Annotated in this window: 38 protein-coding genes, 2 other RNA genes and 1 pseudogene; 10 read left to right on the forward strand and 31 right to left on the reverse strand. The window is 58.6% G+C overall.

Annotation, left to right across the window (positions count from 1 at the left end):
* Positions 1-102 precede the first annotated feature (102 nt).
* Positions 103-834, forward strand: a complete 732-nt coding sequence (locus tag HS968_RS22665) for a hypothetical protein (protein WP_182368760.1) — start codon at positions 103-105, stop codon at positions 832-834.
* Here HS968_RS22665 and HS968_RS22670 read toward each other — a convergent pair.
* The 29 genes from HS968_RS22670 to HS968_RS22810 all read right to left on the reverse strand — a co-directional run bounded on the left by HS968_RS22670 (position 818) and on the right by HS968_RS22810 (position 16,950).
* Positions 818-1,585, reverse strand: a complete 768-nt coding sequence (locus HS968_RS22670; protein ID WP_182368761.1) for a Mom family adenine methylcarbamoylation protein — start codon at positions 1,583-1,585, stop codon at positions 818-820. The two genes, HS968_RS22665 and HS968_RS22670, sit on opposite strands and share 17 nt — an antisense overlap.
* On the reverse strand, positions 1,527-1,754 hold the full coding sequence (locus tag HS968_RS22675) for a Com family DNA-binding transcriptional regulator (protein WP_322790695.1): 228 nt from the start codon (positions 1,752-1,754) through the stop codon (positions 1,527-1,529). Before HS968_RS22675 ends, HS968_RS22670 begins: the two co-directional genes overlap by 59 nt.
* Before the next feature lie 280 nt (positions 1,755-2,034).
* A complete protein-coding gene (locus HS968_RS22680; RefSeq protein ID WP_182368763.1) occupies positions 2,035-2,826 on the reverse strand; it encodes a phage head morphogenesis protein in 792 nt (263 codons plus the stop codon).
* The gene (locus HS968_RS22685; RefSeq protein ID WP_182368764.1) at positions 2,823-4,400 is read right to left on the reverse strand and encodes a DUF935 domain-containing protein; all 1,578 of its coding nucleotides are present in this window, start codon (positions 4,398-4,400) and stop codon (positions 2,823-2,825) included. The genes HS968_RS22680 and HS968_RS22685 overlap by 4 nt, the downstream gene beginning before the upstream one ends.
* Positions 4,400-5,974 (reverse strand): hypothetical protein, encoded by a 1,575-nt coding sequence (locus HS968_RS22690; protein ID WP_238338875.1) that lies wholly within the window; start codon positions 5,972-5,974, stop codon positions 4,400-4,402. Before HS968_RS22690 ends, HS968_RS22685 begins: the two co-directional genes overlap by 1 nt.
* Complete coding sequence (locus HS968_RS22695) at positions 5,971-6,483, reverse strand: DUF3486 family protein (protein WP_182368765.1); 513 nt, start codon at positions 6,481-6,483, stop codon at positions 5,971-5,973. Before HS968_RS22695 ends, HS968_RS22690 begins: the two co-directional genes overlap by 4 nt.
* Positions 6,484-6,487: 4 nt before the next feature.
* Positions 6,488-6,790: a hypothetical protein gene (locus tag HS968_RS22700; RefSeq protein WP_202884195.1), complete on the reverse strand. Its 303-nt coding sequence runs from the start codon at positions 6,788-6,790 to the stop codon at positions 6,488-6,490.
* Positions 6,790-7,104: a hypothetical protein gene (locus HS968_RS22705; protein WP_202884196.1), complete on the reverse strand. Its 315-nt coding sequence runs from the start codon at positions 7,102-7,104 to the stop codon at positions 6,790-6,792. The genes HS968_RS22700 and HS968_RS22705 overlap by 1 nt, the downstream gene beginning before the upstream one ends.
* A complete protein-coding gene (locus HS968_RS22710; RefSeq protein WP_182368766.1) occupies positions 7,101-7,739 on the reverse strand; it encodes a hypothetical protein in 639 nt (212 codons plus the stop codon). Before HS968_RS22710 ends, HS968_RS22705 begins: the two co-directional genes overlap by 4 nt.
* A complete protein-coding gene (locus HS968_RS22715; RefSeq protein ID WP_182368767.1) occupies positions 7,736-8,269 on the reverse strand; it encodes a lysozyme in 534 nt (177 codons plus the stop codon). The genes HS968_RS22710 and HS968_RS22715 overlap by 4 nt, the downstream gene beginning before the upstream one ends.
* Positions 8,266-8,601, reverse strand: coding sequence for a hypothetical protein (locus tag HS968_RS22720; RefSeq protein WP_182368769.1), 336 nt, complete (start codon positions 8,599-8,601; stop codon positions 8,266-8,268). The genes HS968_RS22715 and HS968_RS22720 overlap by 4 nt, the downstream gene beginning before the upstream one ends.
* A 55-nt stretch (positions 8,602-8,656) precedes the next feature.
* Positions 8,657-9,097: a Mor transcription activator family protein gene (locus tag HS968_RS22725; RefSeq protein ID WP_182368770.1), complete on the reverse strand. Its 441-nt coding sequence runs from the start codon at positions 9,095-9,097 to the stop codon at positions 8,657-8,659.
* A complete protein-coding gene (locus HS968_RS22730; RefSeq protein ID WP_182368771.1) occupies positions 9,094-9,492 on the reverse strand; it encodes a gp16 family protein in 399 nt (132 codons plus the stop codon). The genes HS968_RS22725 and HS968_RS22730 overlap by 4 nt, the downstream gene beginning before the upstream one ends.
* Positions 9,489-9,767, reverse strand: a complete 279-nt coding sequence (locus tag HS968_RS22735; RefSeq protein ID WP_182368772.1) for a hypothetical protein — start codon at positions 9,765-9,767, stop codon at positions 9,489-9,491. The genes HS968_RS22730 and HS968_RS22735 overlap by 4 nt, the downstream gene beginning before the upstream one ends.
* Positions 9,767-9,838: hammerhead ribozyme type II (locus HS968_RS22740), an RNA gene on the reverse strand. Before HS968_RS22740 ends, HS968_RS22735 begins: the two co-directional genes overlap by 1 nt.
* Positions 9,837-10,244: a hypothetical protein gene (locus HS968_RS22745; protein WP_182368774.1), complete on the reverse strand. Its 408-nt coding sequence runs from the start codon at positions 10,242-10,244 to the stop codon at positions 9,837-9,839. Before HS968_RS22745 ends, HS968_RS22740 begins: the two co-directional genes overlap by 2 nt.
* Positions 10,245-10,249: 5 nt before the next feature.
* Positions 10,250-10,320, reverse strand: an RNA gene (locus tag HS968_RS22750) — hammerhead ribozyme type II.
* Complete coding sequence (locus tag HS968_RS22755; RefSeq protein WP_182368775.1) at positions 10,319-10,513, reverse strand: hypothetical protein; 195 nt, start codon at positions 10,511-10,513, stop codon at positions 10,319-10,321. Before HS968_RS22755 ends, HS968_RS22750 begins: the two co-directional genes overlap by 2 nt.
* 2 nt (positions 10,514-10,515) lie before the next feature.
* Complete coding sequence (locus HS968_RS22760; RefSeq protein ID WP_182368776.1) at positions 10,516-10,782, reverse strand: hypothetical protein; 267 nt, start codon at positions 10,780-10,782, stop codon at positions 10,516-10,518.
* 1 nt (position 10,783) lies between these two features.
* The gene (locus HS968_RS22765; RefSeq protein WP_182368777.1) at positions 10,784-11,227 is read right to left on the reverse strand and encodes a hypothetical protein; all 444 of its coding nucleotides are present in this window, start codon (positions 11,225-11,227) and stop codon (positions 10,784-10,786) included.
* 1 nt (position 11,228) lies between these two features.
* On the reverse strand, positions 11,229-11,894 hold the full coding sequence (locus HS968_RS22770; protein ID WP_182368779.1) for a DUF3164 family protein: 666 nt from the start codon (positions 11,892-11,894) through the stop codon (positions 11,229-11,231).
* 10 nt (positions 11,895-11,904) lie between these two features.
* The gene (locus HS968_RS22775; protein WP_182368780.1) at positions 11,905-12,219 is read right to left on the reverse strand and encodes a hypothetical protein; all 315 of its coding nucleotides are present in this window, start codon (positions 12,217-12,219) and stop codon (positions 11,905-11,907) included.
* Complete coding sequence (locus HS968_RS22780; protein WP_182368781.1) at positions 12,206-12,592, reverse strand: hypothetical protein; 387 nt, start codon at positions 12,590-12,592, stop codon at positions 12,206-12,208. The genes HS968_RS22775 and HS968_RS22780 overlap by 14 nt, the downstream gene beginning before the upstream one ends.
* Positions 12,589-13,206, reverse strand: a complete 618-nt coding sequence (locus HS968_RS22785; RefSeq protein ID WP_182368782.1) for a helix-turn-helix domain-containing protein — start codon at positions 13,204-13,206, stop codon at positions 12,589-12,591. The genes HS968_RS22780 and HS968_RS22785 overlap by 4 nt, the downstream gene beginning before the upstream one ends.
* Positions 13,206-13,928 (reverse strand): AAA family ATPase, encoded by a 723-nt coding sequence (locus tag HS968_RS22790; protein WP_182368784.1) that lies wholly within the window; start codon positions 13,926-13,928, stop codon positions 13,206-13,208. Before HS968_RS22790 ends, HS968_RS22785 begins: the two co-directional genes overlap by 1 nt.
* Before the next feature lie 17 nt (positions 13,929-13,945).
* Positions 13,946-15,994, reverse strand: a complete 2,049-nt coding sequence (locus tag HS968_RS22795; RefSeq protein WP_182368785.1) for a DNA-binding protein — start codon at positions 15,992-15,994, stop codon at positions 13,946-13,948.
* Positions 15,987-16,181 (reverse strand): hypothetical protein, encoded by a 195-nt coding sequence (locus HS968_RS22800; RefSeq protein ID WP_182368786.1) that lies wholly within the window; start codon positions 16,179-16,181, stop codon positions 15,987-15,989. Before HS968_RS22800 ends, HS968_RS22795 begins: the two co-directional genes overlap by 8 nt.
* Complete coding sequence (locus HS968_RS22805; protein WP_182368787.1) at positions 16,178-16,609, reverse strand: hypothetical protein; 432 nt, start codon at positions 16,607-16,609, stop codon at positions 16,178-16,180. Before HS968_RS22805 ends, HS968_RS22800 begins: the two co-directional genes overlap by 4 nt.
* 2 nt (positions 16,610-16,611) lie before the next feature.
* Positions 16,612-16,950 (reverse strand): helix-turn-helix domain-containing protein, encoded by a 339-nt coding sequence (locus HS968_RS22810; RefSeq protein WP_182368788.1) that lies wholly within the window; start codon positions 16,948-16,950, stop codon positions 16,612-16,614.
* A gap of 168 nt (positions 16,951-17,118) precedes the next feature.
* On the opposite strand from HS968_RS22810, the gene HS968_RS22815 reads away from it, so the two are divergent.
* The 8 genes from HS968_RS22815 (at position 17,119) to HS968_RS22850 (ending at position 24,795) form a co-directional block, all read left to right on the forward strand.
* Positions 17,119-17,847: a LexA family transcriptional regulator gene (locus HS968_RS22815; protein WP_182368790.1), complete on the forward strand. Its 729-nt coding sequence runs from the start codon at positions 17,119-17,121 to the stop codon at positions 17,845-17,847.
* Positions 17,848-18,140: 293 nt separating this feature from the next.
* The gene (locus HS968_RS26840) at positions 18,141-18,473 is read left to right on the forward strand and encodes a putative Ig domain-containing protein (RefSeq protein ID WP_407681669.1); all 333 of its coding nucleotides are present in this window, start codon (positions 18,141-18,143) and stop codon (positions 18,471-18,473) included.
* 120 nt (positions 18,474-18,593) lie between these two features.
* Positions 18,594-19,715: a Fic family protein gene (locus tag HS968_RS22825; protein ID WP_182368792.1), complete on the forward strand. Its 1,122-nt coding sequence runs from the start codon at positions 18,594-18,596 to the stop codon at positions 19,713-19,715.
* Between the two features lie 185 nt (positions 19,716-19,900).
* On the forward strand, positions 19,901-20,671 hold the full coding sequence (locus HS968_RS22830; protein WP_182368793.1) for a nuclease-related domain-containing protein: 771 nt from the start codon (positions 19,901-19,903) through the stop codon (positions 20,669-20,671).
* 25 nt (positions 20,672-20,696) lie between these two features.
* Positions 20,697-21,224, forward strand: coding sequence for a hypothetical protein (locus HS968_RS22835; protein ID WP_182368794.1), 528 nt, complete (start codon positions 20,697-20,699; stop codon positions 21,222-21,224).
* Positions 21,225-21,258: 34 nt separating this feature from the next.
* Positions 21,259-22,179: a restriction endonuclease gene (locus tag HS968_RS22840; protein WP_182368795.1), complete on the forward strand. Its 921-nt coding sequence runs from the start codon at positions 21,259-21,261 to the stop codon at positions 22,177-22,179.
* Between the two features lie 59 nt (positions 22,180-22,238).
* The gene (locus HS968_RS22845; RefSeq protein ID WP_182368796.1) at positions 22,239-23,942 is read left to right on the forward strand and encodes an AAA family ATPase; all 1,704 of its coding nucleotides are present in this window, start codon (positions 22,239-22,241) and stop codon (positions 23,940-23,942) included.
* The gene (locus tag HS968_RS22850; RefSeq protein ID WP_182368797.1) at positions 23,932-24,795 is read left to right on the forward strand and encodes a hypothetical protein; all 864 of its coding nucleotides are present in this window, start codon (positions 23,932-23,934) and stop codon (positions 24,793-24,795) included. The genes HS968_RS22845 and HS968_RS22850 overlap by 11 nt, the downstream gene beginning before the upstream one ends.
* Positions 24,796-24,928: 133 nt before the next feature.
* On the opposite strand, the pseudogene HS968_RS26455 reads toward HS968_RS22850, so the two are convergent.
* Positions 24,929-25,180, reverse strand: a pseudogene (locus HS968_RS26455) (helix-turn-helix transcriptional regulator).
* 415 nt (positions 25,181-25,595) lie between these two features.
* Entirely contained in the window at positions 25,596-25,868 is a 273-nt protein-coding gene (locus HS968_RS22855; protein ID WP_322790696.1) for a helix-turn-helix domain-containing protein, read from the reverse strand.
* A 145-nt stretch (positions 25,869-26,013) separates the two neighbouring features.
* On the opposite strand from HS968_RS22855, the gene HS968_RS22860 reads away from it, so the two are divergent.
* Positions 26,014-26,541 (forward strand): BRO-N domain-containing protein, encoded by a 528-nt coding sequence (locus tag HS968_RS22860; protein ID WP_182368798.1) that lies wholly within the window; start codon positions 26,014-26,016, stop codon positions 26,539-26,541.
* Positions 26,542-26,675: the final 134 nt, after the last annotated feature.

Raw genomic sequence — 26,675 nt, forward strand, 5'->3', positions numbered from 1 at the left:
GGCGGCATGAGGGGGGCGGGATTAGTTGACGGATGTCAGTAGCTTCGCTTCATATGCTGGCGTATTGAATGAAGGTGTAGGCAAGCAAAAGGAGAGAAACCAATGGATCAAGAAGTTTTGCGATGGCTGACTCAATTTGTCGTTGGCCTCCTAGGCTCAGGAGGCGTCGCATACATGTTGTTCGGGCATTATGGCAAAGGCTGGTTGGACAAGAAGTTTGCACAGAGTCTAGAAAACCATCGCCATCAACAAAGCTTGGAGATTCAGCGTTTGAGAGTTGAGATTGACTCCCTTCTCAACGGTACGATTCGATTGCAAGAGTATGAGTTCAAAGTCCTACCTGAGGTTTGGGAGAAGCTCTACTCGGCATATTCATATGCAATCAACTTGCTTTCACCTTTTCAGGAATATAACGACCTATCCCAGATGGACGCCCTCCGTCTAGAAGAGTTCCTAGATTCAAGTCCCCTCCTGGGAAGCGATAAGAAGAAGATTATTTCGGCTGATGCAGGCGCTAGAAACAACCTGTACCAGGAGGCATTTATCTGGCACAGGATGAGTATCGCCCACAAGAACAGCGTCGAACTCGGCGCCTACATATCGAGATATGCCATCTTCTTTCCTGGCCAGCTTAAAGAAAAGCTAGATTCTGTATCGAAAGCAATCCATAGCGCACTCTCATCAAAAAGGTTTTCTCTCGAAGATCCCAGTGACCCAAGACGGCTTGATGGGTGGAGACATATCAATGATGCTGCAGCCCCGTTGTACGCCGAAATACAACAGCTGATTCAAGAACGGCTCCGGTCTCACGGCCAAGTCAAGAACGCTGACTGACTTTGCGACGGCGCCGATCCGGCAACACCTGCCCAGGCTTCGGAAACGGCAGCGGCGCCTTCTTGAACTTGGCCCGCCAAGCCGGCTTGATCAGGTAGATATAGCGGAACTGCAAGAGGCTCCGCTTGACCGCTCGATGCTTGTTGGCCCTCAAGAACTCACCACGCTGGCCCGACTTCTTGTGCGCCGTCAGTAGCATGGGGTGATAGGCCTGGCCGTCTAGCTCATAGAAGCTGGTGCGGTGGTGGCCCAGGTAAAGGAAGTTCGCCGCCTGGTAGACCACGCCCCAGCCCCCGCAACGCTCGTCCGCAAAGCTCTGCACCCAAGCCACCTTCGGGCAGGCCCGCTTGATGAACTTGAATGCATAGCTCAAGGCGCGGCTCTCGCTGTTACGCGGCGCCACGTCATCGAGCCACATACGGTTCAGCTCCAGGTACTGATCGACCTGGGTGCCGGCTACGAACTTCTGCGCGCCAGCTACGGGGTTCAGCGCATAGCCGAACTGCAACGCGCCGCGCAGCACACCGCCAATCCATACGCCCAGGTGAATGTAAGAGTTGTTCACGATGCGGCCGGAGTAGTGGTTGGCGATGATCATCTGGTTGGCCTCGGCGCGCGGGAGCTGCGCCACGTAGAAGCTACGGGAGCCGAAGCCGGCCAAGGCTTCGCTCCCGTTCAGGTATCCCACCTGGTCATTGGTAGGTGGTGTGAATTGTCCCGGTGCTGCCGGGTGGTGGGCTTTCTTGGCCATGAGCTACCTCAAAGTATCGAGGCGCTCGGGGGCGCTCTGGACTAGGGCAGCTCGTGGCTATCTGATTCATTACCCGGCAACGCGGGCACTTGATCTGCAACAGGGTAAAACTGGCGGCCTTGCCGAGTAGTCGGCCACAGCCGCCGCAACGTATGTCTATCAACTGCAATGCCCTTAATAAGCTGGTAGGCTTCCGCCCGCTCTCGCGAGAGTGGGAGGGTCTTGGCTGGCATGCAGGGTTGCTCTGCTGTCGGTGCCTGTTTGCGATGTTCGCGCATCGCCCTCGGGCACCCTCTCTTTGTTCCTTCCTCGTTATTTCATCGTTCGCCCTCCCTTCCGATAGTTCGCAGGCCGCGTTAGACCTGCGTTAGAAACTGTTTTCGAACCTCACCCCTAGCCCTGGTAGCCGTAGATCGCCGTTCGTTGCGTGGCGGGCCGTTTTGGCGGGGTCAGCTTTCGGCCGGTATTGCGGCCTCTTTCTCGTCCAGGAGCTGCTGCGCCCTGGCCAGTCTGGACACCTTGCCGGGGTTGTACGCCCAGCCTGGCTCTACGCCTCGCGGCACACTGACGACCTGGCCAGTCCTCTGGTTGACGTACTCCTGTTCGCCCAGCTCTGGCGCCAGGCTCAGGTACTGCCCGGTAGCGAATAGGCGCTCGGCCTCGCGGCGGCTCACTTGTCGTACCCAGCACTTGCAGCCCCACCCGTTTGGCGGGAAATGGGTCTGCCACCACGGGTCATCGGCACGCAGCAGAATGCCCGCCCAGCTCACGTGCTCAGGGCGATGCTCCCGGCTTGGGCCGAGCGAGTACAGCAGGTATGGGTGTGTCTTGGTGGTGCGCTCGATGCGCTCCCACTGACCGGCAGCGTGGGCCTGGCGCAGGTTCACGTCATAGATGGTCTTGAGCCGGCGCGGGCTGCCCAACTGCACGTCGCGCTTCTCGCCCGTCAGCGGGTCGAGCAACTCGCCGCGCCCCCACCAACCGAGCTTTTCCAGGAGCGGCTGTAGATCACGCTTGAACTCTGCGAAGGCCTGGCCGCCCTCGATAGCCTCGTCCACGGCCGCGCGGATCGCCTCCAGTATGTCCAGGCGCATGGCCTTGGCCACCGTCCATGCCGTGGCGTGCTCTTCCTGGAACACGTCACGGTGATCGAAGCCCACCCGGTAGCCCTTGGCGCGCAGGTAGTCGAGCGCTTCCTTTGGCACAGGGACAGGCAGCGGCTCACGGGTCGGCCCGGTCATAGCTGGTCGCTCACGTCACCCTTGGCGCGGGCTTTGAACGCTGCCAGGGCCAGGCGCTCTATCAACGTACTGTCGTCCATTTCATCGAGCAGGCCGGCCAGGCCGGCGCGGAACTCGTCGAAGGTTTCAACCTTTTGCGCCAACGCTTGCACGGGATCGAGCACGGGCTTCATCACCGGCACCCAATCACCCAGCTCGCCGGCCACCAGCTCGTCCAGCTCGTCGCGCCTCTGCTGCTGTTCGGCGTTCAGCGCCTTGCGCTCGCCACAGGCCGGGCAGGCACACGATGGCTGCTGATGGTTCAAAGCCAGCGGCGACTGCATCGAATGCTGCGGGCGCAGCACCTGGGCGCCGGACTGGGGCGCTGACAAGCCGAACTTGTCCAGGATGGCCGAGGCCTCTACCGGCAGCCCTCGGTCAATGAACGGCCCCAGGGCATCGGCCAGCGCTTTGAGGTCTTCGGCCTCGGTCACCTGCAAGACGATGCGCGGATAACGCTCCTGCGGGCCGTAGTTCAGGTCGATGAAGGTTTGCACCAGGTCGCGGTTCAGTGTCGCGGCCAACTGCTTGGCATCGGCGCGCAGAATGTCCATGCGCACTTCGTTATGCACATTGGCCTGGCTCTGGCTCGACCCGTCGTCAGTCGTCATGGTCTGGCCAAGCACGCCCTTGCTGATCTGCTTGTCGAGCCACTCGGCCATGCGCTCGAACAGCTCGGCGCCGCCTGCGGCGTTGGCGATCTCCTGGAACTCGATCTTCATGCCTTCCGGCATGACGGCTGCGGCATCGGCTGCGAGCTGGGCCACGGCGCGGCGCAGGACAGCGATATCGTCAGACTTTGCCCCTGGACCATAGCGACCGATACGCAGCGGCATGCCAAACAGCTCGGCATATCGCATCCAGTCTTTAAGACCGAATGCCTTACACATGAACGACACGGCCACCAGGCGCGCCACGCCGCCACGGATCGGCAGACCCGACTTCAAGCGCGGCTTATGGACGATCAGCTTGCCGGGCGGAATCTCCAGCCCGTCGCCGCCCTCGCTGCGCAACTGCAAGCGCTGGCCGGTGACCTTGTCGAACTGGAACCAACGCGGGTCGCGGTGCTCGTAGCGAGTCGGCCAGAACTGATCGCCGATCAGTTGCCAAATGGGCTCGGCTACAGAGAAGCCTTTGCCGATAGCATCAAGCAGGTCATCGAGCATGTCGCCGAACTCGGGCGCCTCGACCAGCTCGCGCACGACGTCTGCCAACTGCGTGTCGTGTTCGTCCTCGCTGGCGGCCTCTACGGTCACTGGCAGCCCGCTGACGGCACGCTTGCGCGTACCGAGCACGGCGGCATAGTGCGGGTCTTTCTCCTCCATTTCCTCGGCCAGGGTCAGGTACGAGTAATGGTCGCCCTGGGCGGCGGCATTGAGGATCGAGCGCAGGCGCGCAGGGTCGAGGGTGGCCGAGACAGACTCAACCGTCCACGCTTGATAGACGCCCGTGGTGCTGGCTTGAACCAGCTCCTGGAGCAGCTCGGTTTTATGGATCGGCCGGCCCTGGGCGTCAACGATCACAGATTCAGCCATTACCACACACCTCCCACGTTGCGGCCACCGCTGAACGTGTCGTCGTCATCGAATGAATTGCTGTTGCTGGAGCGCACGGCCTCATAGCCGTACTGCTCGATATCCATGCGGCTGGCGAAGCGGGCCAGGGCGATGGCAATACCGGCGTCGCCATGGCGCTGCGCCGCGCCTTTTTCGTTTGTCCTGGACTCAGGGATTCGGGCCACGCCCTTGACCATGCGGAACGCGCGCAGGTCGGCTATCACGTCACGATCCGATGGCAGGTCGTAAAGCGTTCCGTCATCGAGGTCAGCCTTGAGGCCGGGCATGTTGTCTCGATACCAGCCCTCGGTAAGCATCACCTGGCTGATGCGGTTGTGGCCGTACTGCACGGCCGCCGCCTCGGCCAGCGCCTGGCCATTGCCCCGCGCGTCGTTGGCTCCGGCCATGAAGTTGGGCAGGCGGTCAACGATGTAGAACAGGATCTGCTCTTGCTGCTTGAAAGGGACGTTTCGCAGCTCGACCATGAAGGGCGGCCGCTTGCGGCTGTCCTGCTCCTGGAGCAATGGCACGATCACAGAAAGGTCGCCGCTACGGGCGAAGTCCATGCCGTAGAAACTCCAGGCACCGGCCGGCAGTTGTGCCAAAAGCGGTGCTAATTCACGCTCACACCAGGCCAGGCTATCGACCAGGCGCAAGGGCTCGGCGATGACTTCATACCCAACAGGGTAGGAAAGCCTCAGCACCGGCACGCTGGAACGGCTCCGAGCCTCCAGAATCGCAAGGCTCAGGAAGGTGCCACCGCCTTGGCTTGGAACGCAGTCCAGTTCCTCGTCGGCAGCGTCGCTGTAGTAGCTGTAAACGTCCTTTACCCACTCCAGCTCTTCGGCCTTGTCCCAAGGGATGCCTTTGCGCAGGCAGACGCGCTTGTACAAGCCATCGGCCACGGCCTCCTTGAAGGTGCAGCGGAACAACTCGCCCTTGCGCTTGCCTGCCCGTATCTCGTCGATCAGCTCGTTGAACGGGTTGTCGGTGCCGTTGTGGGTACTGATCACATGCACCTCTCCGCCCCAGATGAGCAGCGCCAATGCCGCTTTGAGCAGCTCGGCCAGGTCAGAGTGGAACGCCGCCTCGTCGATCACTACCACGCCCTGGCGGCCCCGCAAGTTGCTGGGCCGGCTGGTCAGGGCAACGATGCGATAGCCCGATGGGAACGTGATGGTGTAAGTCTTGATGTTCTTATCTGCGTCCTCGTCGTGCCAGATAGCTTCCTCGATCTCGCCCGCCGCATAGTTGAACGCCCGCGCCCACATGGCGCAGGCCTGTATGTACTCGACGGTCATGTCCTGGTTGTAGCCCAGGTAATAGACGTTCATCCCCCCGGCCACCGTGGAGCTGGCGGCGACCAACACGTTGTCGGATGCCTCGGCCCAGGTCAGGCCGATACGGCGGCTTTTCTCGCCAACCTTGAGGGGCGCCCGCAACTTGACCCAGCGCTGCTGATACGGGAGCAGGACGACTGGCACGCCAGGCACCCGGCCGCCCGAAACGGCCTCATGCAGTGGCGATAGCTTGTGCTCGATGTTGGCACTCACGATGCCACCCCGAGAATTTCTCGGCGGATCGCCTCGACAGTTTCGGCATTGAGGCCGCCTTTCTTGGCGATCTTTTCGACCTGCTCAGCGGCAGCCTGGGCCTTTGCCCGCACCTCGCTCTGCCACTTCTTCTGCACCACAGAGGCCCGGCCCAGCTCGGCTACGGCCTTGGCCACCTTGGGTAGGTCGAACTGGCCACCCTCGCTCATGAGCAGCTTGAACAAGTGTTCTTGCACCAGGCGCATGAGTGCCTCGTTTACCGCCCCCTCTTCGTCAGGTGCGGCAGCCACGACCGCGCGGGCCTGCTCGCTGGCTACCTTCAGGGCGCTCAAGCGCTCCTCAAAGTTCTGCCCGTAGCGGTGTAGCGCGCTCTTGCTGATGGCAAAGCCCCGGCCGGCCAGCTCGACAGAAAGAGCTTCGTAGTCGCTGAAGTTGTTCTCGGCTAGAGCTTGATCCAGCCAGGCTTTCACCTTGGCTGGTAGCTGGCCCACTTTGCTGCGCGGTGGCATAGGCTCAGCCTCGCACCGGCCGGGCAATGCCCGGATTGCAGGGAATGGTGTACTCGGCGACGTCGACTCCGTAGTGGGTCAGCCCGGCAATCCAGACACCACTAGGTTGCTTGTCGAGGGTGACTAGGCTGCGGTCTTTGAGGTAGTCCAGCTCGCGGCGCACTTCAAGCTGGGTCGCGTCGCTGTAAATGCCTTGAATGGTGGAAAGCACCAGTGCTTCATGCGGGTCTACTGGGCGCGCGTTGTTGAGGGTGAGCAGGATGTACCAGCGCATCGACTCACGGCGAATCTTGGCGGCATCGATCATTATTTGGCTCCTTTCATCTGGACGACTTCAAGCTTGTCCCGTAGCCCGTCCAGCTTGGCTTCGATCACTGTTTGGTTGCGCACGTAGTCCTGGCGGTGGACGTACTGCATGGGCAGTTCTGCCTGGAAGCGCAGGAAGTCGCGCTCCAACTCAGCCAGCTTTGCAATCTCCTTTTCCTGGCTTGCAAAGCGCTCACCCAGGCGTTTCTCCATCTGGCTCAGAAGCAGCTTGACCAGGCCGAAAACCAACGTGCTGAAGATGCCCAGCAGCGAAATGGCCCAGGTCACGGCCTGCGTAAAATCCATCACCATCATTTGCCCCCCACGACGGCGTCGATCAGAGCGTCCAGCTGTGCCGCTGTGTTGCGGCACTGCTCGGCGTACTTGATGTGGTGTCCCAGGAGAGCGGCTTGGCCGAGGCCTGAATCGAGTTGCTCAGCGGCGACGGCGTCGGGGCTTTGCGCAACAGCTCGGTCGGAATCTGCGGCGCCGGGCACTGCGGCTCTGGCGCCGGTTGCTTCGTCATAAATCCGCACCCAGCCAGCAGTAAAAACACAGGCAGGCAGAGGCTTAGGCGGCGCATCGAGCGCCTCCCGATAGAGGTCTGCGACACGAGCAATCTCCCCAGTGAGGTAGTCAGTTGTTTTCCGGTGTTGGCGTTGTTGCTCGGCCAGGTCTGACGCGAGCTTGTCGTTGCGGGCCTGCTCGTCTTGCAGACGTTTTGCGGCGGTTTTGGCATCGGCTTCGGCGGCCAGGGCACGGGTCAGCTCCTGGGCCTGGTGTTCGTTCCTCAACTTGGCCAGGGCCAGATCACCCCTGGAGGTTGCTGCGCGCTCGCCGGCCTCATAGGCGGAACGCTCCAACATTCCGACCAGCAGGTAGATAGCTGCGCCAAGCGCAACAGGTAGGGCGAACGGGAGTGCGGCGCGCAGGAAGCTGAGCCACTTCATTGCAGACCCTCCAGACACAGGCGGCGCTCGTCCAGGCGGCGAAGGTGAAGCCCCCGCACGAACACCAGGCGGCCATTGGCGTCGGTGACGTATGCCCACACTGGACGGCCATCCGCCCCCCATGCCAGGGCATTGCAGCCCTCGGCCACGCGCCCCCGGTTGATCAGGACGACGGCCCGGCTTGCACACGTAGAGGGATTGCCAAAGTTGTGGCCATGGCTGCTCAGCGCGTCGAAGGTTTTCTGGCTGATGCTCTGATTGGTTATGCAGTCAGCCAGCCCCAGCTGGCCTTTGCTGACAACCAGGCGCTCTACCTCTTCGCAGCGCTCGTCTGACCAGTAGTCACCCACGATCACCGGGTAAGGGCTGGTGTGCTTGGTGATGCCCTTGCATACGGTGGGCAGACCACGGGCCAACTTGTCGCCATAGACGGTGTTCTGCCCGTCACCCTCCCAGGTACCCAGGAAAGCCATAAGCCCTGCGCTGGCCAGCACCAGCGTTCCGGCCGCGATACGTCCACGCAGGCTCATGCTGCCCCCTTGCCGATGGCGTCGCGTAGCTTGGCGATAGCCGCATTGCCGACCTCGGGGGCCGAGCGGGACACGTGGCGGGGCTTGGGGGTGGCATCGCGGCGCTGTGCGGCCGTTGGCTTCTCGCGCGCCTGCTCTTCACGGCCAGCACGGTGGCGGCGGTAGGCGGCGACCTTTGGCCAGGCGCTTTTGACGTGCTCCTCGACCTGGGCGCGCCACTCAACAGGGCAGCGCTCCATCAGCCACTGACGGCGGTCGAGCGCCGTCTCGACCAATACGGCGGCAGCGTAGGCGCGGGGGCTGGTGAGAATGCTGGGGTCTAGAGTGTTCATGCCGCCATGGTCGGCGGCATCGGCATGTGGGGATTAGCGGACGGGTGTCAGTAACTCAGTTGAACAGGTCGGGCGTAGACGGGGCCGCCAGCTCTGGCAGGCGCTTGAGAATGCGCCAGACGTGCCGGTCGCTGAGCTTGTAGGTGCGGGCCAGCTCGGCGACAACGGTATTTGCACTGACACCCTCGCGCGTCGCTTGTTCAAACTGGCGATGAATCTCGGCATCGCGCAGCGCGATCAATGCGGCGTCGCACTTGGGTATGTAGATCGTCTCGCGCTCGCTGGCATAGCGCCCGAGCTTCTCGGCGGCTTCCTCGCCAACGATCTCGGCCAAAGCCGCCACACGGGCCTGACCATTGCGGCCGACACCTTGCGCAAAGAACCAGGACGTGCCACCCAGCTCGGCCACCAGCTTCATCGTGGCGGGCAGGCCGACGACCTCGGCAATGCGTTGCACGGTCGGCGGCAGCAGGTCGCGAGCCTGTTCCAGTTTCATAGCGTCCGCCCGTGGCGCTTGGCGTCTAGCGCCAACGCAGTAACGATGCCGCGCAGTTGGTCGGTGTCGCACCACTCCAGACGCTCGACCTGGTACATACGCTTGGCCAGGCTGTCGGCGTACTCCCAGGCGCGGCCGGCCTCAGCCAGTTGCGCCTCGATCTTGCCGACCAACTTAGCGCGCTCTGCTGCGGGCTTCGGCTTGGCGCGACCTGTCGATGCCTTGGGCTTGAAGCCGAGGCGCTCCAGCTCGACAAGCACGCGACCGATCTGGCGCGGGTTCAAGTCTTTGGACGACTCAACACCGGCAGTGCGCTTGAGGATCGCGCGGTATGTTTCATCGTCCAGGCCGAGCTGGCGGCGGGCGATCTGAATTTTCGTCTTACCTGTGCTCATACCGGGTTCCTCGGATTCATGGCGGCGCGGACTGCTAGCGGATCGAGGCGAACGGATGCCGCGACGAATCGAACCATCAGCGCAATCGTCTCCTCGATGTTCTGGCACCCACACTCGGCGCGGATGTGCTCTAGGTCGGCCATGGTTCCTGCACCAAAGACGCCCTTGAACTTGACGCCTTTAACCCGCGCCACCTGGTCGCGCTTGTTCTTGCGGTAACGGGCCGAGCGAGCGCGGCTCAATCGGCGTCTGCGGTCTTGTGTCGATTCATTCATTGCGGCTGCTCATCAGTACCGGGCCACCACGCCCGGCAGACCTTCGCCCCTGGTGGGGCTAGGTTTCGCTTAGTGGATTCGCTCGATGCTGGTGTTGTTGGCTAGCAGGTGCTTTTTCAGGCTGTTGAAGCTGTTCCAGGATGGGAGGTAGTAGGTGTAGACCTCTGCCGCAAGTTTGTTGGCCTCACGCTTTCCAAAGGCCTTGCGGTAAGCCTCCACCTTCTTGGCACTGTGCATGCGACGAGTGACTTTGCGCAGGAAACGCCGGCCTTCTTCGTGCTTCGCTTCGCCTTTCTCGTCGGCTGAGCACCAGGCTCCCTTAAAGACTCCGTCGACATAGACGGAGGTAGCCCATTTGCGGCCTTTGGAATCGACCTCCTGAGAAAGCGCCACCTCGAACTGGTCGCACTTCAATTTCATGTACCCGTATGGGCTGGCCATCTGCTGTTTCAGATCGTCCCAGTCTTGTTGCTGCATAGATTCCTCGGCTGCTCGTCAGTACCCAGCCACCACGCTGGGCAGACCGCCCCGGCCAACCGGAGCGGTTTCGCTTAGTGGATGGTGTTCAGTACCTGATTCCGGTAGCAGACTGGCAGTTTGTCGATCCAGGCCTCTTGTACCGCCAGCCTGTAAAGGGTGTTTGCCAACTGCCCGGACTTGCTGTTGCGCGCGGCTTCGCGCAGATCGAGCGTCAAGCACACTTCGCCGTCTTTCTCTTCCAGGGTGAATGTCACTTTGTTGGTCATGCCTAAGCCCCCAGCGCCCGAAAGCCCGGCACTTCAAGTGTGCCCAGCACCTGGATGTATCGGGCGATGGCGCCCAGGTTTGCGCGGGTATCGCCATTAGGCTCCACGCCAGGAACCTGGTTGACGGTGCATCCATCGCTGGTCTTGGCGATGGTTTCGATCACCGCATCAAACTCCCCAACGGCAAGGGCGAATTGCCCCTCGCTGGGTTGCTCGTCGGTGATCCTGATTGCCCCGCTGATGTCGCAGACTGCATAGAACTTGGTCATTTCAAGCCCCCTCAGGAGTGATTCGCCATTTGCTGTGTATGTGACCGTCTGCCTTGAACGGCACGCGCTCGACAGTGCTAGAACGATCTGGAAACAGCTTCTTGGCGAGCTGTTGAACTGCGTACTCGTCGCTGTGAGTGCAGGAGACTTTCTTGCCGCGAATGGAACTGGTCACGTACCCGGCAATGCCGTTGACCCGCACTGCAACCTCGGTCGGCACGACTGGAACCACCGACCGCACCAGGTGACTGATGCAACCCGCGCGGCCATGGTGGCGGTATTCGATAACGCTGCCCGCCTTGAGCTTGGCCAGGTTGGTCACTTTCAACCCCTTCCAGACGTCGGCCTGAAAAGGGCGTGAGTCGATCACCACACCCTCGGCGTCAACCACCCAGTGAAGGAAGTCCTGGCCGTTGTCTGTGAACTCGACAATGGAAGTGCTCATATCAGTGCACCCCCGGCGCCGGTTGCAGGGGCTGCTCCGCAGGCAGCGCAATCGCAGCCAGGTCGAGCGGGATCGGGCGATACATGTCGCTGTCACCAATGCGCTCGTAGAAACGCAGGTACTCCTTGGAGCTGGTCACCTGGCACGCCTCGCCAATGGCCTTCATTGCCTTCTGCCAGCGCTCGTCTGCGATCTCCAGGCGGCGCAGAGCCAGCACGCGGGCAGTGCGGATTTCGCCCTTGGTGTCTGTACGGAAGGCGTCATTGACCAGCGTGACCACTTCCGGCCGGGCGCCCTCCGTCCACTCGGCCAAACATTCATCGATCAGTGAGCGGGCAGCCTGCAGACGCTCGTCGAAGCTGATGGAGTCCTGCACGGCAATCTGTAGCTTGTAGCTGCCGTCGAAGCTGAGCAGGGTGACGTTGCCTTTCTTGCCGCCGAGCTTGGCGCCGTACTCTTCGAAACTCATCTCGATAAAGGCGCGCACGTCACCAAAGGCCGAGGCCTTGAAGTCCGCCAGCAGGCTGTTCAGCTCACTGGCACGGTCTATCAGGTGGCGCACTAGCCGGTCACGCTCGACGTCGATGGGCTTGATCATGCTCTCAGGGATCAGGCGACCCTGTGCGTCTTGCCGGTAGCCTGCGGGAATGGTCTGTTGTGCGGTCATGTTCGGTTCCTCAGTGGAAGGTCTTTTTTTGAAGGTCGAGGTAGCTGATGGGGCGGCGCCATTCGAGGGTTACCCCCTCAAAAAGCACGGTGTAACGCGTGCTCCCGGCAGAGCGGTGAGCCTGATAGCCGCCGTCAGTCAGGCGCTTTTCGAGTAGGCGCTCGCCATCTTCCGGGCCTATCTCCAAGCGGTTTTCGGTCGGCAGGATTTGCAGCAGTCGCACACCCATGCCCTGTAGGTGGCGAGCTGCTGCGTTGAAGTCGCGCAGGCTGGTTGCCAGCGCAGTTGTCAGGACTTTCAGCGGGCGCGGCTCAGTGGCTGCCATGGCGTTGCTCCTTTGCTGCACAGCGAGGGTTCTGCGGGCAGTGCTGGCAGGCACGCCAGTGCTGCATCGCATGCGGGTTATGTGTCGGTGCTGGTTTATCGCGGTTTGTTTGGCACTGCTCGGCCGTGATCACCTCGCCCAGCACCACGCAATCAATGCGGCCGAGGGTGTCCATCACACGGCGCTCAACATGCTCAGTGCTTGGTGACGGGTAGCGGTTCTGCAACAGCAGGGTTACGGCTGTGCGGCTCATACCGATGCGGCCGGCCGCCTTGGTGCGGTTGCTGTTCTCGACCTCACGGGCCAGCAGGCTGACGAACAGCGGCGGCTGTTCGCCCCAGGCCGAAAGGTCTACGCGGGCGGCCTGGTTCATTCGTCGCCCTCCGGCTCGGGCTGGCGGTAAACGACCTTGCCCAGGTTCGGATCGAACACTTGGCCGATACGCTGAATCATTGGCGGGCGCGGGCCGCTGTAGCGCTGGGGAATGAGGCGGTAACGAGCCGGCTTGCCCGGCGCGCCCTTGCTCACGATCTGGACATAGCCGGCATGCACCAGCCACTGGAGGTAGCGCATGGCTGTGCTACGCGTGGTCGGCGTTGCAATCGAGGCCTGATTAGCCAGCTCCTGCGCATCCAACTCGCCCAGGATTCGCAGCGTTCGCCACATAGCCTCTGTGCCTGTACCTGCCGTGCTCGCCTTGCCGTCGCGGGTGACTGCTGGGGCTTCGGCGCCGACATCATTGGTAAGGGTGAGGGTCTGCTCTTCAAAGCGCCCGTCTGTGCGTCCGCCGCCGATCACCGTCACATAGCCACCCTTCATCAGCCCCTGGAGATAGGTGCGGACAGTGGCGTGATCGACCCTGGCCTTTCTTGCGACCTGGGCGCTGGTGAAGCTCTCGGCCGCAGAGCGGATGGCTTCCCACACGCGTTGCCGGTTGTTTTTCCCGCCACGCATTTCCAGGTGAATCGCTTTGCGTCCGGTTGCCATCAAGCAACCCTCCGCGCAGGAGCTGCGCCAGTGAACCAGCCGCGCTTGCCCCAGGTAGTCAAGTCGACTTCCTCCAGGCCGGACGCGGTGGCCTCGCTGTTCACGCGGTGCAGGTTGACCGCTACCCGGCGCAGGCAGCCTTTAACGTGGTGGTTCAGGTCTTGCAGCAGGTCATCTGCCAGGCGCAGGTTCGGGTAACTGGCGTCGGCCAGGCGCTTGACGTCCGTCAGGTTGGCAGCCTGGGCGGGCACCCACTCCAGCACACGGTTATGCAGGCGCTCCAGCTTGGCCAGGCTGGTGGCTACCTTCTCTTCACCGATCAGGATGATGGTTCCCTGGCTGGCGTTGTAGAGGTCGGTCAGGACGTTGGCCGCGCTCTTGTCCAGGAGGTATTGCACGTCATCGACGATCAGCGGCCGGCCGCTCAGGCTGAGCTGCTCGGCGATCTGGTCAACCATCTCGCTGATGTTGCGGGCGGGGGTGATCGCCATATCGCGCAGGATGGCGAGTAGAAACGCCTTCTTAGTCCAGCTATCACGGCACTCGACGTAGTAAGCGCGGTGCTGGTTTGCCGCACAGGCGGCGGCAACGGACTTACCGAAGCCGCTCGGCCCGAACATGACGACTAGGCCGGGCAGTCCGAGCGGGCGTTGCAGGGCGCGGTCAATGGCGCTGGCCAGGAGGCCGACGTTGGTCAAAGGAACGATCTTGGAAACGCTCATAGGTGTTACTCCCCAGGTCAAGCGCGGGCCGTTGCCGGCTCCGCGAATTGGTCATACATGCGTTGAATCGAGGCGAAGTCCGGGTGGGCCGGGTAGCGCTTGTGCCAGCGGGCTTCGTCATCGGTGAGGGTTGCGCCAGCGAGGTGGCGTTCGTTGAGGCTCTGCCAAAGGTCGTAGCGGGCCATCGGGTCGCCCGGCACGGTGAACGCGGCGGCCTGGGCATCTAGAGCCAGGGCGGCGTATTGCTGGGCGGTGGCCAACTGAGCCGGCTCCAGGTTGGCGCTTGGTGCGGTAGTCGGTACGAGCAGCTCGACACGCTTGCCGGTCACGGTTTCCAGCTTGTCGATTGCGCGCTTCATCTGGCCGTGTTCGCGGCGCTCGTAGGCCTGCTCGATCATGGTTTTCGGCATGTAGTCGCTGGCGTTGCCATCGAGCAGCGCCTCGCCGAGCAGGTGACCTTCCAGGGTGCGCACCCAAACGCGGGATGCATCGCGCACGTCGTAGGCCACGCGCACCTCTTCGCCGTGTAGGTCGCGCAAGCTGTCGAGGAAGTAGCGCTGGCCGGCCCAGGCGATTTCGCCACGGCGGGTTGGGCGGATCACTTGCGGGCGCATCAGGTCATCGACCAGCTCGGCCGGCGCCAGCATGGGTTCCCAGCCGCTGTCGATGGCGGCCTGCCAGGCTTCGTTCGGGCTCATGTGGCGCATGCGTCCCGTCTGCGGGTCGCGGATTTTCGCCAGGCCACGGTGGGGGCGATTGTTGTAGGCCTCTAGCTCGAACTCGACGCCCGCGATGAACTCGGCAAAGGTCGGGATCAGTGCGGTGGTGCCGACCTCGCGCAACTGCTTGCGGCTGATCCTGTGCACCGCAGTGCCCGCGTGCTTGTCCATGGCGGCGCCGATGTAGCTCGGCAGCTTCTTGGCAGCCGTCACCCAAATGGACTGGTGGGCACGCTCGATCAAGCCACGCGCCTGGCTGTTGTAGGGCAGCGCATGGGTCATGGTGCCGCCGAGACGGTCGACGATTTCGCGTACGGTGTCGTTGGCAAAGCCCGAACCGTTGTCGACGTAGAACACGGCGAACATACCGCCACGTTTCACGGCATCACGCAGGGCATCGACAACGCCGACTGTCGACTCGGCTTCGCCAATGGAATAGCCCAGGGCGCGGCGTGTGCCCACGTCGAGTACGGTGGTAGTTTCCGGGCGGTACGGTTTGCCGGTGCGCGGGTTCAGTACCTCGGCATCGAACTTGTGACCGTCCGCCGTGTAGACGTCGCCGGGCATGATGCTGCGGGTGTCGCGGCGCTTAAAGGGCTGTAACGCTTTCAGCTCCTGCGGGCTACGGCGGCCACGCTCGCGGGCCTCCGCGCTGAGCTTTTTCAGGAAACGGCGCACTTGATGAATGCTCGGGCGGTCGCCTGTGCATTTCGCGGCATATTCGGCATAGGCCGACTCGACGCTGGGCTTGGTAGGCCGCTGGAAATGGCGCAGGAAGTCGGGCGCCCAAGCAGGCACGCTCATGTCAGCCTGACGGCGCACAGGCGCCAAGCCGGCTTCGCCGTCGCGGCGGTAGTCGGACAGCCAGCGCTTGAGGGTACGTTCGCTAAGGCTGCGGTCGGCCGTCTTGCGGTCGTTAGCGCGGACAACGCGCTCGGCCAGGTACGGCGGTAGGTCACCATCGCGGGCCAGGCCGACCAGGGTCATGACTGCGCGCTGCTGGGATACGCCCTTGCTCATGCGCTCGATTTCGCGCACGAACGACAGGCGGGCCTGCATGACGGAGCGTTGCGAATCGCTAAAGCGTGACGCCGAAAGCACGTCACGCTCACACGGTTTTTGCTCCTGCACCGGTTCCGGTTGCGGCTCTTCCTGGCCAACCATGCGTGCCAACAAGGCAGCCTGTGTCTCGGGCGGAAGCCACCCGAACGGGTACTCGATGGCTTTGGAGCCGAGGCGGCGTTGGCCTTCCCAGCCCTCGCGCTCAGCATGTTTACGCACGCCGCGTTCGGTGCTGGGCATGCCGTCCAGGCCTGCCAGCTCGGCAGAGGTAAACCACTTACGCATTGGGCACCTCGCCGCTCACAAGGAATGTGCCCAGGTTCAGTGCGGCACTACGGAGCCAATCCTCGGCATCGCGGAAAGTGCCTGTCTCGGCGTCGTTGTGCCCGGCTGCGCTTTCAGCAACGCAGCAGTCATAGAACTCTTTGGCGTGGCGCAGATCGTCCAGAAGGTTTTGCGGGATGCTGGTCATTTCCGCACCCCCATGAGTTTCTCCAGGTGACGGGCGCGGCGGGTGAAGTCGGCGGCCTGGCGCTTCAAACGCCCCAGCTCGGCATCGAGCGCTTCTGTGCCATAAGAGGCGCGACCGCCACGCTGCTCGACCAGCCAATCTGTCAGGTCGTGGCTGTCGCAGCTCTGCTCCAGGAGCGGGACGCGGTAGAAGGGGATGTTGTGATCCTGGCGGGCCGGGCTCGCCCAGGCGTCGAGCATGTATTTGCTCACGTCATCGCCGGACAAGCGCGACATATGCGCGGCAAGCTCGCGACGATCCTGACCCTTGAGAAGTAGCCCAACCATCAGGCTCACCTCTGCGGCGTAGTTGCCCTCGCCGGGTACTGCCAGCTTCGGCTGGGGAACATCGAAGATGTCTAGCGTGCGGTCATCTTTTCCGTGACGCATGTTCAAGCCTCCGTTCCTGTTTTACGGTGCCCAAGGTCATGAGCTGGGTTATGCTTTCGCAATTGCGGCCCCACAGATTCCGCGCGGTTCGGCCGCTGGCGATGAGGCGATCCGTCCTCGTTCCAGCGCTCCGGCCAGAGCTGAATCGGTTTCAGCCCGAGAACCTTGGCGATGGCACGTTCGACGCTTGGGTATGGCTGGCGCTTGGCGTTCTTCACAGCCTGGGCACTGAGCCCTAGCGAGCGAGCCACGATGGCGAGGGAGGAACCCGCCGCGCGGAGCTGGAACTTGATCCACTCCCAGCGGAGGGCGGGGTCTTTTGGAATGTCGGTAATGTTCATGCCCTTGTCCTAATTACGCCACTTTCGAGTGGCTTTTTTGGGACGTCTAACCTGTCCTTGGGCATAAACATAACGCAAATACGGGAGCGATCAAAGCCCGTTTTTGCGGTTCCGATTCCCGTTTGTGCGACTTCATGGAAGATTTTTAGATAAATCTGCGAGAAATCAATGAGTTACGAAGAATCGGAACCAAACAAAGAAGACGCAAATTCAGTTCCTTTTCCTCGCGCAGGAATCGGAACACGCATTGAAGCGATAGCTGACCTGTTCGATTCCCGTAAACAGGCTGCATCGACCGCTGGAGTAGCTGTCTCAACCTTGCAACGGTGGCTGGCAGAGGAAGGCATGCCAGCCTTCGACTCACTGGCTCGCCTCGCTATGGCAAAGGGCGCGTCACTGGATTGGATCGCTACCGGTGAAGGGGACATGTACGGCCGGTACGAGACAAGGCCTGCCGAGCCTGCTGAGCCGGAAGAGGACAAGTACGCCTATATCCCGCTCTACGATGCGCGTTGCAGCTCGGGACATGGTTCATGGAACGAGCGCGCGCGCGTGCTCACGCATCTAGCGTTTACGCGCTACTCGCTGCGCAAGAAGGGGCTTAACCCCGCCACTCTGTCGTGTCTACGCAATGACGGGGATTCGATGCTGGGGCTGCTGGATGACGACGATACGGTGATGATTGACGAGAGCCGCAACACCCTTGAGGCCGAGGGTGTCTATGTGCTCATGCTGGATGACCATCTATACGCCAAGCGGCTCCAACGCCAGTTTGATGGGGCTATACAGATCATTAGCGAGAACAAGGCTTACCAGCCGATGACCGTCCCCAAGGAGCGCCTGGGTGAACTCCAGATCATCGGCCGCGCGGTGTGGGCTGGCGGCTGGCTGATCTGACATCGGCTATGCCAAATGGGCTGCAAAACAAGGGCTATCAGGGTCGCCCGACCCGTTCCGACCTTCGCAGCCCTTTGGCATAGGCCCGGCTTTTGGCATTGCGCCCAAACCCGCGCCGCGCCTGGCTGTCCCGGATCAACCCATCTCATCCCAGGTAGTCCCGCACCCAATCGGCCCTATGCCAAACCTATAACCCCCTCACAAATTCCATTGCGCAGAAGGAAATGCACATGAGATTTAGATCATTCGTCATTGGCGGATTAGTGATGATGTTGTCTGGCTGTGAAGCAGTAATGTTTGCCAATGTACTTGTGGGCTGCGCTACCAGACCACCCCCCAAATTAGTACCTACAGAACTTCCAACAGCCAGAGCGGGAGCACCTTATAGCGTTCGGATTGATGTGATCGACGCAAGCACGCCCATCAGCAGACTGTTGGTGGCTCCAGCCAACCCTCTGCCTGAAGGACTAGTCTTGAGCCATGAAACAAGAGAAAAGCATGGTGTCATCCACGGGACACCGACCAAGACCGGCACATATGACGTGCTGGTATACGGGAGCACCTTCGGCACCCAATGCACAGGGCAAGCCGTAGAACGGCTTTATAAACTCGAAGTGAAGCAATAGCGGTAGGCCCAAACTATAAAGCCGAGACTGAACCTGATTAGACAGTGAGCCGAATAGCCGGCATTATCGGCTCACTGAATGAGCCGAATAGGCTCGCTAATCGGCTCATCGATACTCCTCATGAACGACCCGCTCTGGATCTGGCAGCAGCCCGACTGGCCACACTTCAGCTGGCAAGCCGAAGCACTTGCACCGCTGCTGCGCGCTTGCGCTCAGGCCCAGGGGCGTTTGCTGGGGATGCTTGGCGCGGTGGGCAGTGACACCGAAGTGCAGAGCAGCCTGGATGCCATGCTGCAAAACATCGTCACCTCTTCAGCCATCGAGGGCGAACAGCTGAATGTTGGTTCGGTGCGCTCGTCGTTGGCGCGGCGCCTGGGATTGAATGAAGAAGGCCGCACCACGTCGCGCTCCGAAGGCCTGGCGGAACTACTGCTAGATGCCACCCGTGCGCACCAACAACCGCTGGACGAACAGCGACTCTACACCTGGCATCGTTGGCTATTCCCCAGCGATGACCAACTGCTGGCTAGACCGTTACACATCGGCGCACTGCGTGGCGAAGAGCCCATGCAGGTGGTTTCCGGCCGAATCGACCGCCCGACTATCCATTTCGAAGCCCCTCCCCGCACAGGGCTGGAAGCGCAACTGGCAGACTTTCTCGCCTGGTTCGAGAGCAGCCGCAGCGATGCCAGCCTCGATCCCTTTCTGCGCGCCGGTATCGCCCATTTCTGGTTCGTGACCCTGCATCCCTTCGATGACGGCAACGGCCGCCTCACCCGCGCTATCACTGACCTTGCATTGGCTCAGGGCGAGCAGCAGGCCATCCGCTTTTACGCCATGTCGGCGAGCATCCTCGACGACCGCGCCGGTTACTACCGCATCCTCGAAGCCAGTCAGAAGGGTGGGCTGGATATCACCAACTGGCTGCAGTGGTTTCTCGCAACCTTGCTCAACAGCCTGGAGCAGGCGCTTGCTCGGATTGATCGTGTACTGGTCAAAGCGCGCTTCTGGCAGGCCCACCGCAACCAAACGCTATCGGCGGAGCAGGTCAAAGTGCTTAACCGCCTGCTCGATGGCGGCGAACAGGGTTTCGAGGACGGCATCAGCGCGTCGCAATACCAGGCCGTGGCCAAAGTCTCCAAAGCCACCGCGACTCGTCACCTGAGCGACCTGCTGGAAAAGGGCTGCATCGAGCGGCTGCCCGGTGGTGGGCGCAGTACGCGTTACCAGATAGCACGCTGAGCACCTGAGCCAAGCGTGTCAGCCCCTTGGTGCGTCATCGCACCATAGGACAATGGTCGCGATCCCCTTGAGCCATTGGAAGCAATTAGCCATTATCCGGATCAGTGCCAGGCAATTGGATTTCGGCACGCCTGCTCGCTCGAACCACGAGCGCCACTTAAGCAGCTTTGCTCACGGAAGAAAATATGGACGTCGGCCTCATTCTTCGCCCGCTTATCGACAGCCTGTTCTGGCTGGTTCCAGCGATATTACTGATCAGCTTGCTTAAATCGCCCTGGGCCAAGGGGCAGATCGGTGAACTGCTGGTGCGCCTGTTCGCCCATTGGCGGCTGGACAAGCAAACCTACCGCCGCCTGCACAACGTCACCCTGAACACGCAGGACGGCACCACGCAGATCGACCACGTTTTCCTCTCGCCCTACGGCATCTTCGCGCTCGAAACGAAGAGCATGAGCGGCTGGATCTTCGGCAGTGAAAAGCAGGCGCAGTGGACGCAGAAGCTCTACAAACGCACCTTCAAATTCCAGAACCCGCTGCGGCAGAACTACAAACACCTCAAAGCGCTGGAAGCCACCCTCGGCGTCAAGCCCGAGCACCTGCATTCGGTCATCACATTCGTGGGCGGCAGCACCTTCAAAACCGAAGTACCGGCCAACGTCACTCAAGGCATCGGCTTTATCCGCTATATCCAGTCATTCCAGCAGCAGGTATTCAGCGAGGCTGAAGTCGACGCCATGCTGCATGCCCTGCAAACCGGCCGCCGCGCGCCGACCCTCGCCACACATCGCGAGCATGTGCAGAACCTTAAGCGCCGTAGCGATCCGACAGCCGAGCGGCAATGCTCGAAATGCGGCAGTGCGCTGCTGATTCGCACCGTGAAATCAGGGGCGAAAGCGGGGCAGCAGTTTTGGGGATGTTCGGCGTTTCCCAAATGTCGATCCATGCAAAGCCTTTGAGAAAAAGTATCAGGAGAGCTCCACGGTGATCCCCACAATCAAAAAAATAAAAACCGCTATATACACCTTTACATCTACGTTTGTCGGCTGCTGGGCTGGAACGCTGTATGCCATGCAAGTTTCTCTATCCAGCATGGATTCAGTAAAAATAGAAACCCGTGAAGACCAAATATCAACTATTAGATCAACATTAAACAACATAGAAGATGTACTTTATCTAATCCCGATACTCCTACTAACATCAGGAGCATTACACATCACTCACCTTCTTTTAATAGGCAGAAGTCGCACACTCAGCAGAGAGAACAAAGCCCTCTACCTCAAAGATGAAAGACTAAACTTTATTTCATGGATCACATTCACGCTAGCGGGGGCAGCGCTATCTTCTTACTTCTCTGCAAGCTCAATAAATGTAGAGCTAATAAAACAAGCATCCATGACAGGCATATTTTTTATATGCGCCATCATCGCTGCAGCACTCACATATGGACAGTATTTCGTCGACTTAGCAAGCGCTAAAAAACAAGCAACTCAACCTAGTAAAAATAACTGAAATACTTGTCATGCCCCCTGCGCCTGGAGTCGCAATGTCCGTCCCAACCTACGACCAGTTTATTGAGCCGATCCTGCGCTACTTGGCCGCCACGCCAGAAGGCGCGACAGCACGTGACGCCCATGAAGCAGCTGCTGATGCGCTGAACCTGTCGGAAGCACAGCGCCAAGAGCTGATTGCCAGCGGCCAGGCCACGTACAAGAACCGAGCAGGCTGGGCCCATGACCGCCTCAAACGCGCTGGCCTGTCCAGCAGTGCCAAGCGTGGGTATTGGAAGCTGACCGACGCAGGCATTACCTATGCCGCACAGCACCCCGCCCCTCTGACGGCGGATAAGGTCGAGCAGCTTGCCATCGGCTTTATGGACGTGAAACTCAAGAGCCTGACCGACGCTATCCCCCTCGATGGGCAAGAACGGCCTGTACCGGCACTCATCTCAGCCACTGTTAGCCCTGACGACCGCCTGGAACAGGCTCTACGTGAGCTACGCGAGGCAACGGCTGCAGACCTACTAGATAACCTTCTGCAAGTCAGCCCCAACCGCTTTGAAGTCATCGTGCTGGATGTGCTGCACAGCCTTGGCTACGGCGCTAGCCGCAACGATCTGCAGCGCGTCGGCGGCAGCGGTGATGGCGGTATCGACGGAGTGATATCTCTCGACAAACTCGGCCTGGAAAAAGTCTACGTCCAGGCCAAACGCTGGCAGGGAACAGTAGGCAGGCCAGAGCTGCAGGCCTTCTATGGCGCTCTTGCAGGGCAAAAGGCAAAGCGTGGCGTATTTATTACCACCTCAGGCTTCACCGCACAGGCAATCGACTTCTCCCGCTCCGTAGAAGGCATGGTGCTGGTTGATGGCAGTCGGCTGGTCAATCTGATGATGGATCACGAGGTAGGTGTGACTTCACGCTTACTCAAGCTACCGAAGCTGGATAGTGACTACTTCGATGAAGCATGACTATGGCCGTAGCCAAATCAAACAACTCCTCTGCAACGCTTTAAGCCAGAATTAAAAATATGAAAGTATATTATCAAACCGGAAGCTCTTGGAATAGACCGCCAAGCAGACCAAAGTCAGAGCAAAATATCCTAACACTTTCATATAACAACTGGGATGACTTTGGCTCAAAGACAACACTGAACGCCGCTCTATTTTTTGAAGGCGAAAAATTACTCGAATTTTCATTAAAAACCTTGCTCAGCGACTCAAATTTTACAGCACAGCATCTAAATGAAAAAATATCGAACGGCTGGGATGGCTACTTCCCCATACCAGGAAGCGACTATATTTCAGTACCTAGCGATATAGACTTATACTCAGCCTTGATCGGAAAAATAGGAATCAAATCAACCATAAAAGTAATGGAATCAATCCGTGACGCCGGATACCTAAAGAACATTAAGCATGATAAAAAAGCCATAAAGCTAATTGAGAAAGATGAATTCAAAAACTCATTACTAAGAGAAGCTGGCGCAAGAAAATCATATAGCGACGGATGGCTGATCTTTGACCATGGCAGAAACTCTGCGATAGAGAATTTCTCTCTTAACCTAGAAAAGCGTAATGGCGGCTCACAGAAGGTCTCATTCGAGTTCAACTCAAAACTACTTCCATACGACATAAATGTTTTAATTGGCCCGAATGGGGTCGGAAAATCCCACTGTTTAAAATCCTTAGTTGAATACTGGCTTGGTGTAGACAAAGGAAGTAAGAAAGAGCTCGACAAAACCGGCCATGAGCCGTTCGATGAGACACCAAACATTTCCCGTTTGATACTTGTATCGTACAGCCCATTCGAGGAGTACACACTTGATCTTTCAGATACCAACCTATTAGACAAAACTGCCTACAAATATTTTGGATTCAGACAAAACATAGAGCGAGACGGAGAGTCGCGAATAGGCATCAGTAGGAATTTACCGGCTAGTGATTCAGCGCACTCACTACTTAAGGCCTTTGCTGACGACGAAAAATTTAGCTTCATGCCAAACTGGATTGGCAAGGTAAACATTATAAATAGTGTATTGCAAGCAGCCATTGGGTATGACGAACTAGCACTTATGCTAACTGACGAAGTCGATAACGACGATCCTTTCTTACCAGACTGCTTTCGAACGATAAATGACTATGATTACCTAATAGTAAACCAGGAAAATTATGACGCGCTTGAATTTTTCGACTTCTCTAACTCTATAAACTACCAAGCTGGCGTTACCTTTATAAAAAACGGCATTCCTGTCGAGCTTAGTTCCGGGCAACGGCTATTTTGCTACATTGTAATTAATGTGGCCGGAGAAATTAAAAGGGATAGCCTTGTAATAATTGATGAGCCAGAGCTATTTCTTCATCCAACCCTAGAAATTGAATTCATTTCCTTGCTGAAAAAAGTTCTCTCTGCATTCAGTTCAAAAGCTATCCTAGCGACGCACTCACTCGCAATAGCTAGAGAAATACCAACCAGATGCGTCCATGTTTTCCGAGAGCTTGAAGATGGGCTTGACGTTGTCAATCCTCCCTTCGAAACATTCGGAGGTGATATGCAACGTATATCAACTTACGTTTTCGGTGACGATTCAATATCCAAGCCATTTGACGAATGGTTAGAGACGAAACTAACCGAATATGGCAGTGCGAATTCCTTGATATCAGCGCTAGGACGAGAAATTAATGAGGAAATAATAATAAAACTTCTAAATTCGGAGATTGGTAGTGGTCGCTAATATACCCCCTCCCAAGGATGACTCCATAGAAGTTTTCTTGAGAATCTTGGATGAGCGCAAGCGGCACCTAGACTTCTACCAACGCATAAAAAACGATTGGCAGAAGAGCATTGAAATATACATTAAACACAAAGGCAATCCAGAAAAAATAGCCGCTTTAGACTTACTACTTTATACGAAAGATGAAGATGAGGCCGAAGATAGAAAGAAATCACTCATAGGCCTCTATAGCCCACAACAAGGAAAAACCCCGCACGAGATACTATCTAAAATGCGTAGAGAACATGGACTTATCTGCTGCCCGTCTTGTGGAGAAGCAGGTATTCCAGGGACGCTAGACCACTACCTCCCTAAAGATGAATTTCCTGAACTTTCTGTACTACTGCTAAACCTCACCCCCATGTGTTTCGAATGCCAACAAGCTAAAGGGACACAATACAAAACTAACAACGGCTCAAAAAAGTACATCCATCCGTATTTTGATGAAGTCACTACACCATTATACAAAATTACTTTTCAACCCCCATATAACAGCCCGAAGTTCTCGATAGTCATGAATGACGATATAGAGCCAGATCTACTAAAACTCGCAAATGAACACGCTATCGGGATCGACCTTACCCTAAGACTCAAAAAATTCTGTAATACAAAGTATGTGCACTTACTGAAGTCTGCCAAAAGGCATCGAGACAAAGGAGGGCGCGTAGGTCTGGGCGAAATTATTGAAATACTATTACAGAGCGAAGAAGACAAATCAATAAACTGCTGGGAAGCTGTTTTCTATCGATCTGCGCTTGCAGACAAAGATCTCATTGACTATTTAGAGAACGGCGATCTCCCAGACAATCTTTAACTAACATAAATACCAATGAAATTTACCGCCGGGCTAAAGGAGCCTGAGGCTCCCCCTCAAACCTTCTCAAGATGCTAAACCTGCTTTGCTCGTGCGGGTCACTTTGTGAATTCCATTTGCTGCACGTCTGTCATCAATTAAACACTTCGTGGATTTCATCCAGCGTGGGCATTCTTGCAGGCACAACCGCAAGCTCACAGTCCAAGGCACCCAGGACTCGTGCCTAGGCCATCATGCCCACCTAGAGGTCACCCTTCTCGATAGCGATAACCTTTTGCCGGGTGATAGAGGCCAGGGAGGCAAGCGCAGCCTGAGTCAGCCCGCGATTTAGGCGGCGCAGGCGGACCTCGTCGCCAAGGCGTGTTGCGATAAGGGCATAGTCCATGTTTGGTATACGTCACAAGTCAGAGTGGATGTAACGTATACACGACCATTTCAATGGGCGAAGCAAATACGCTGCTCAAGCCCAAGAAACGACACTACTCGGCCATATAGCGATTTACCACCAATCGCAATTCGCGACTGCGTTGGCGATAGGTTTCAACTCTTGATCCGCAACACAATCAACAGCATCTGCGCAGTCATCGTCCGATGGAAAAGCAAAACCTGACCGTTTCACGGTACAAAAAACAGTACACTGGCGGTACAGTGCCCAGCTTTTGCAGGTTACGCTAAACTACGCTTAACCCGCTCTACGACGCTACTTTCAGCTAACTGTACCTGCCCTAAGCTACGCACGATTTCACCGGGCTTGCAGCGTTTCTAGGCAACTCATAATCCTTTGATCCACAGCCAAAGCCTCAAAGCGGGCTGATCTGTCCGCACTCCGGGGCCGTTTCTCCGGTTGTCAGCCACAGTGCGTACTTTTTAAAGCGCGGGTGGTTAGCGACCTTGAGGAACGGAGCCAGCCCCATGTCCGTGATTGAGGCTTCGTATTTCTTCCAGCTGCTCAAGCTGATATCGACTTCCCGGCAAAAATCTTCCTGGGTCAGGTTTTCCTTGGCTCGTATCGCCTTCATTTTTGCCGGCAAATCCAATTTAACCCCCTTGACAGGTACCAATCTTGGAACCATCATTAGTTCCAAGATTGGAACCTTATAAATCTGAGTTCTGGCAGGGTATCAAAAGCCGTTCGCCCTAGACACGCTATGCGTGTGCATTCCCCTGCCCGCATGCTCGAACCCACCTGCCATTATCGACTGACAGCCGGGAGGCCTTATGGAAGACGCCTACATCCCCATCTTGCTGATGCGGCATAACCGCCCGCTACGCGGCGTGATGATCGACCGCCAGCCGTGGGTCTGTGCCCGGGAGTTTGCGCGCTTGCTGGGCCATCGCCATCCGGAGCGGATCTGTCGGCTGATGGATGCCGATCAGGTGCGGGTGGTGCACTTCCAACTGGCCAGCGGGGAGTTGGAGGCGGTGGAGGTGCTCAGTGAGTCGGGCATGTACAGGGCATTGTGGCGCTTCTCGCATCCGGAGAACCGTCATCTGCGTCGTTGGCTTAGTCATGTTGCTTTGCCGGCGCTGCGCGACAGTGAGGCGGAAGCAGCTCATGAGCCGTCGCGCTGCCTGATGGCCTGGGATAACCAGCAGGTCAGTTTGCTGGAGTGGCAGGGTGAGTTGTGGATCGCCCTGGACGAGTTGCCGCGCTTCCATCGGCAGGTTCAGCCAGCGCCGCGCAAACCATGCTCGTGGTTGGCGCGCTGGTGGCAAGGGGCTCTCCGAGCTGGGGCAACGCGTTGAACCCCGAACAACCAAGTAACGACGATTACTTCTCGCGGTAATGCAACTTCAGAAGGTGGGTTCGCTAACACAGACGGCGACTAAACGAGGCAGCGTATCGCCAGTTCATCGCCCCCGTTTCGCATTCCAGACGG

The organism is Pseudomonas berkeleyensis (assembly GCF_014109765.1).
GTDB classification, from domain to species: domain Bacteria; phylum Pseudomonadota; class Gammaproteobacteria; order Pseudomonadales; family Pseudomonadaceae; genus Aquipseudomonas; species Aquipseudomonas berkeleyensis.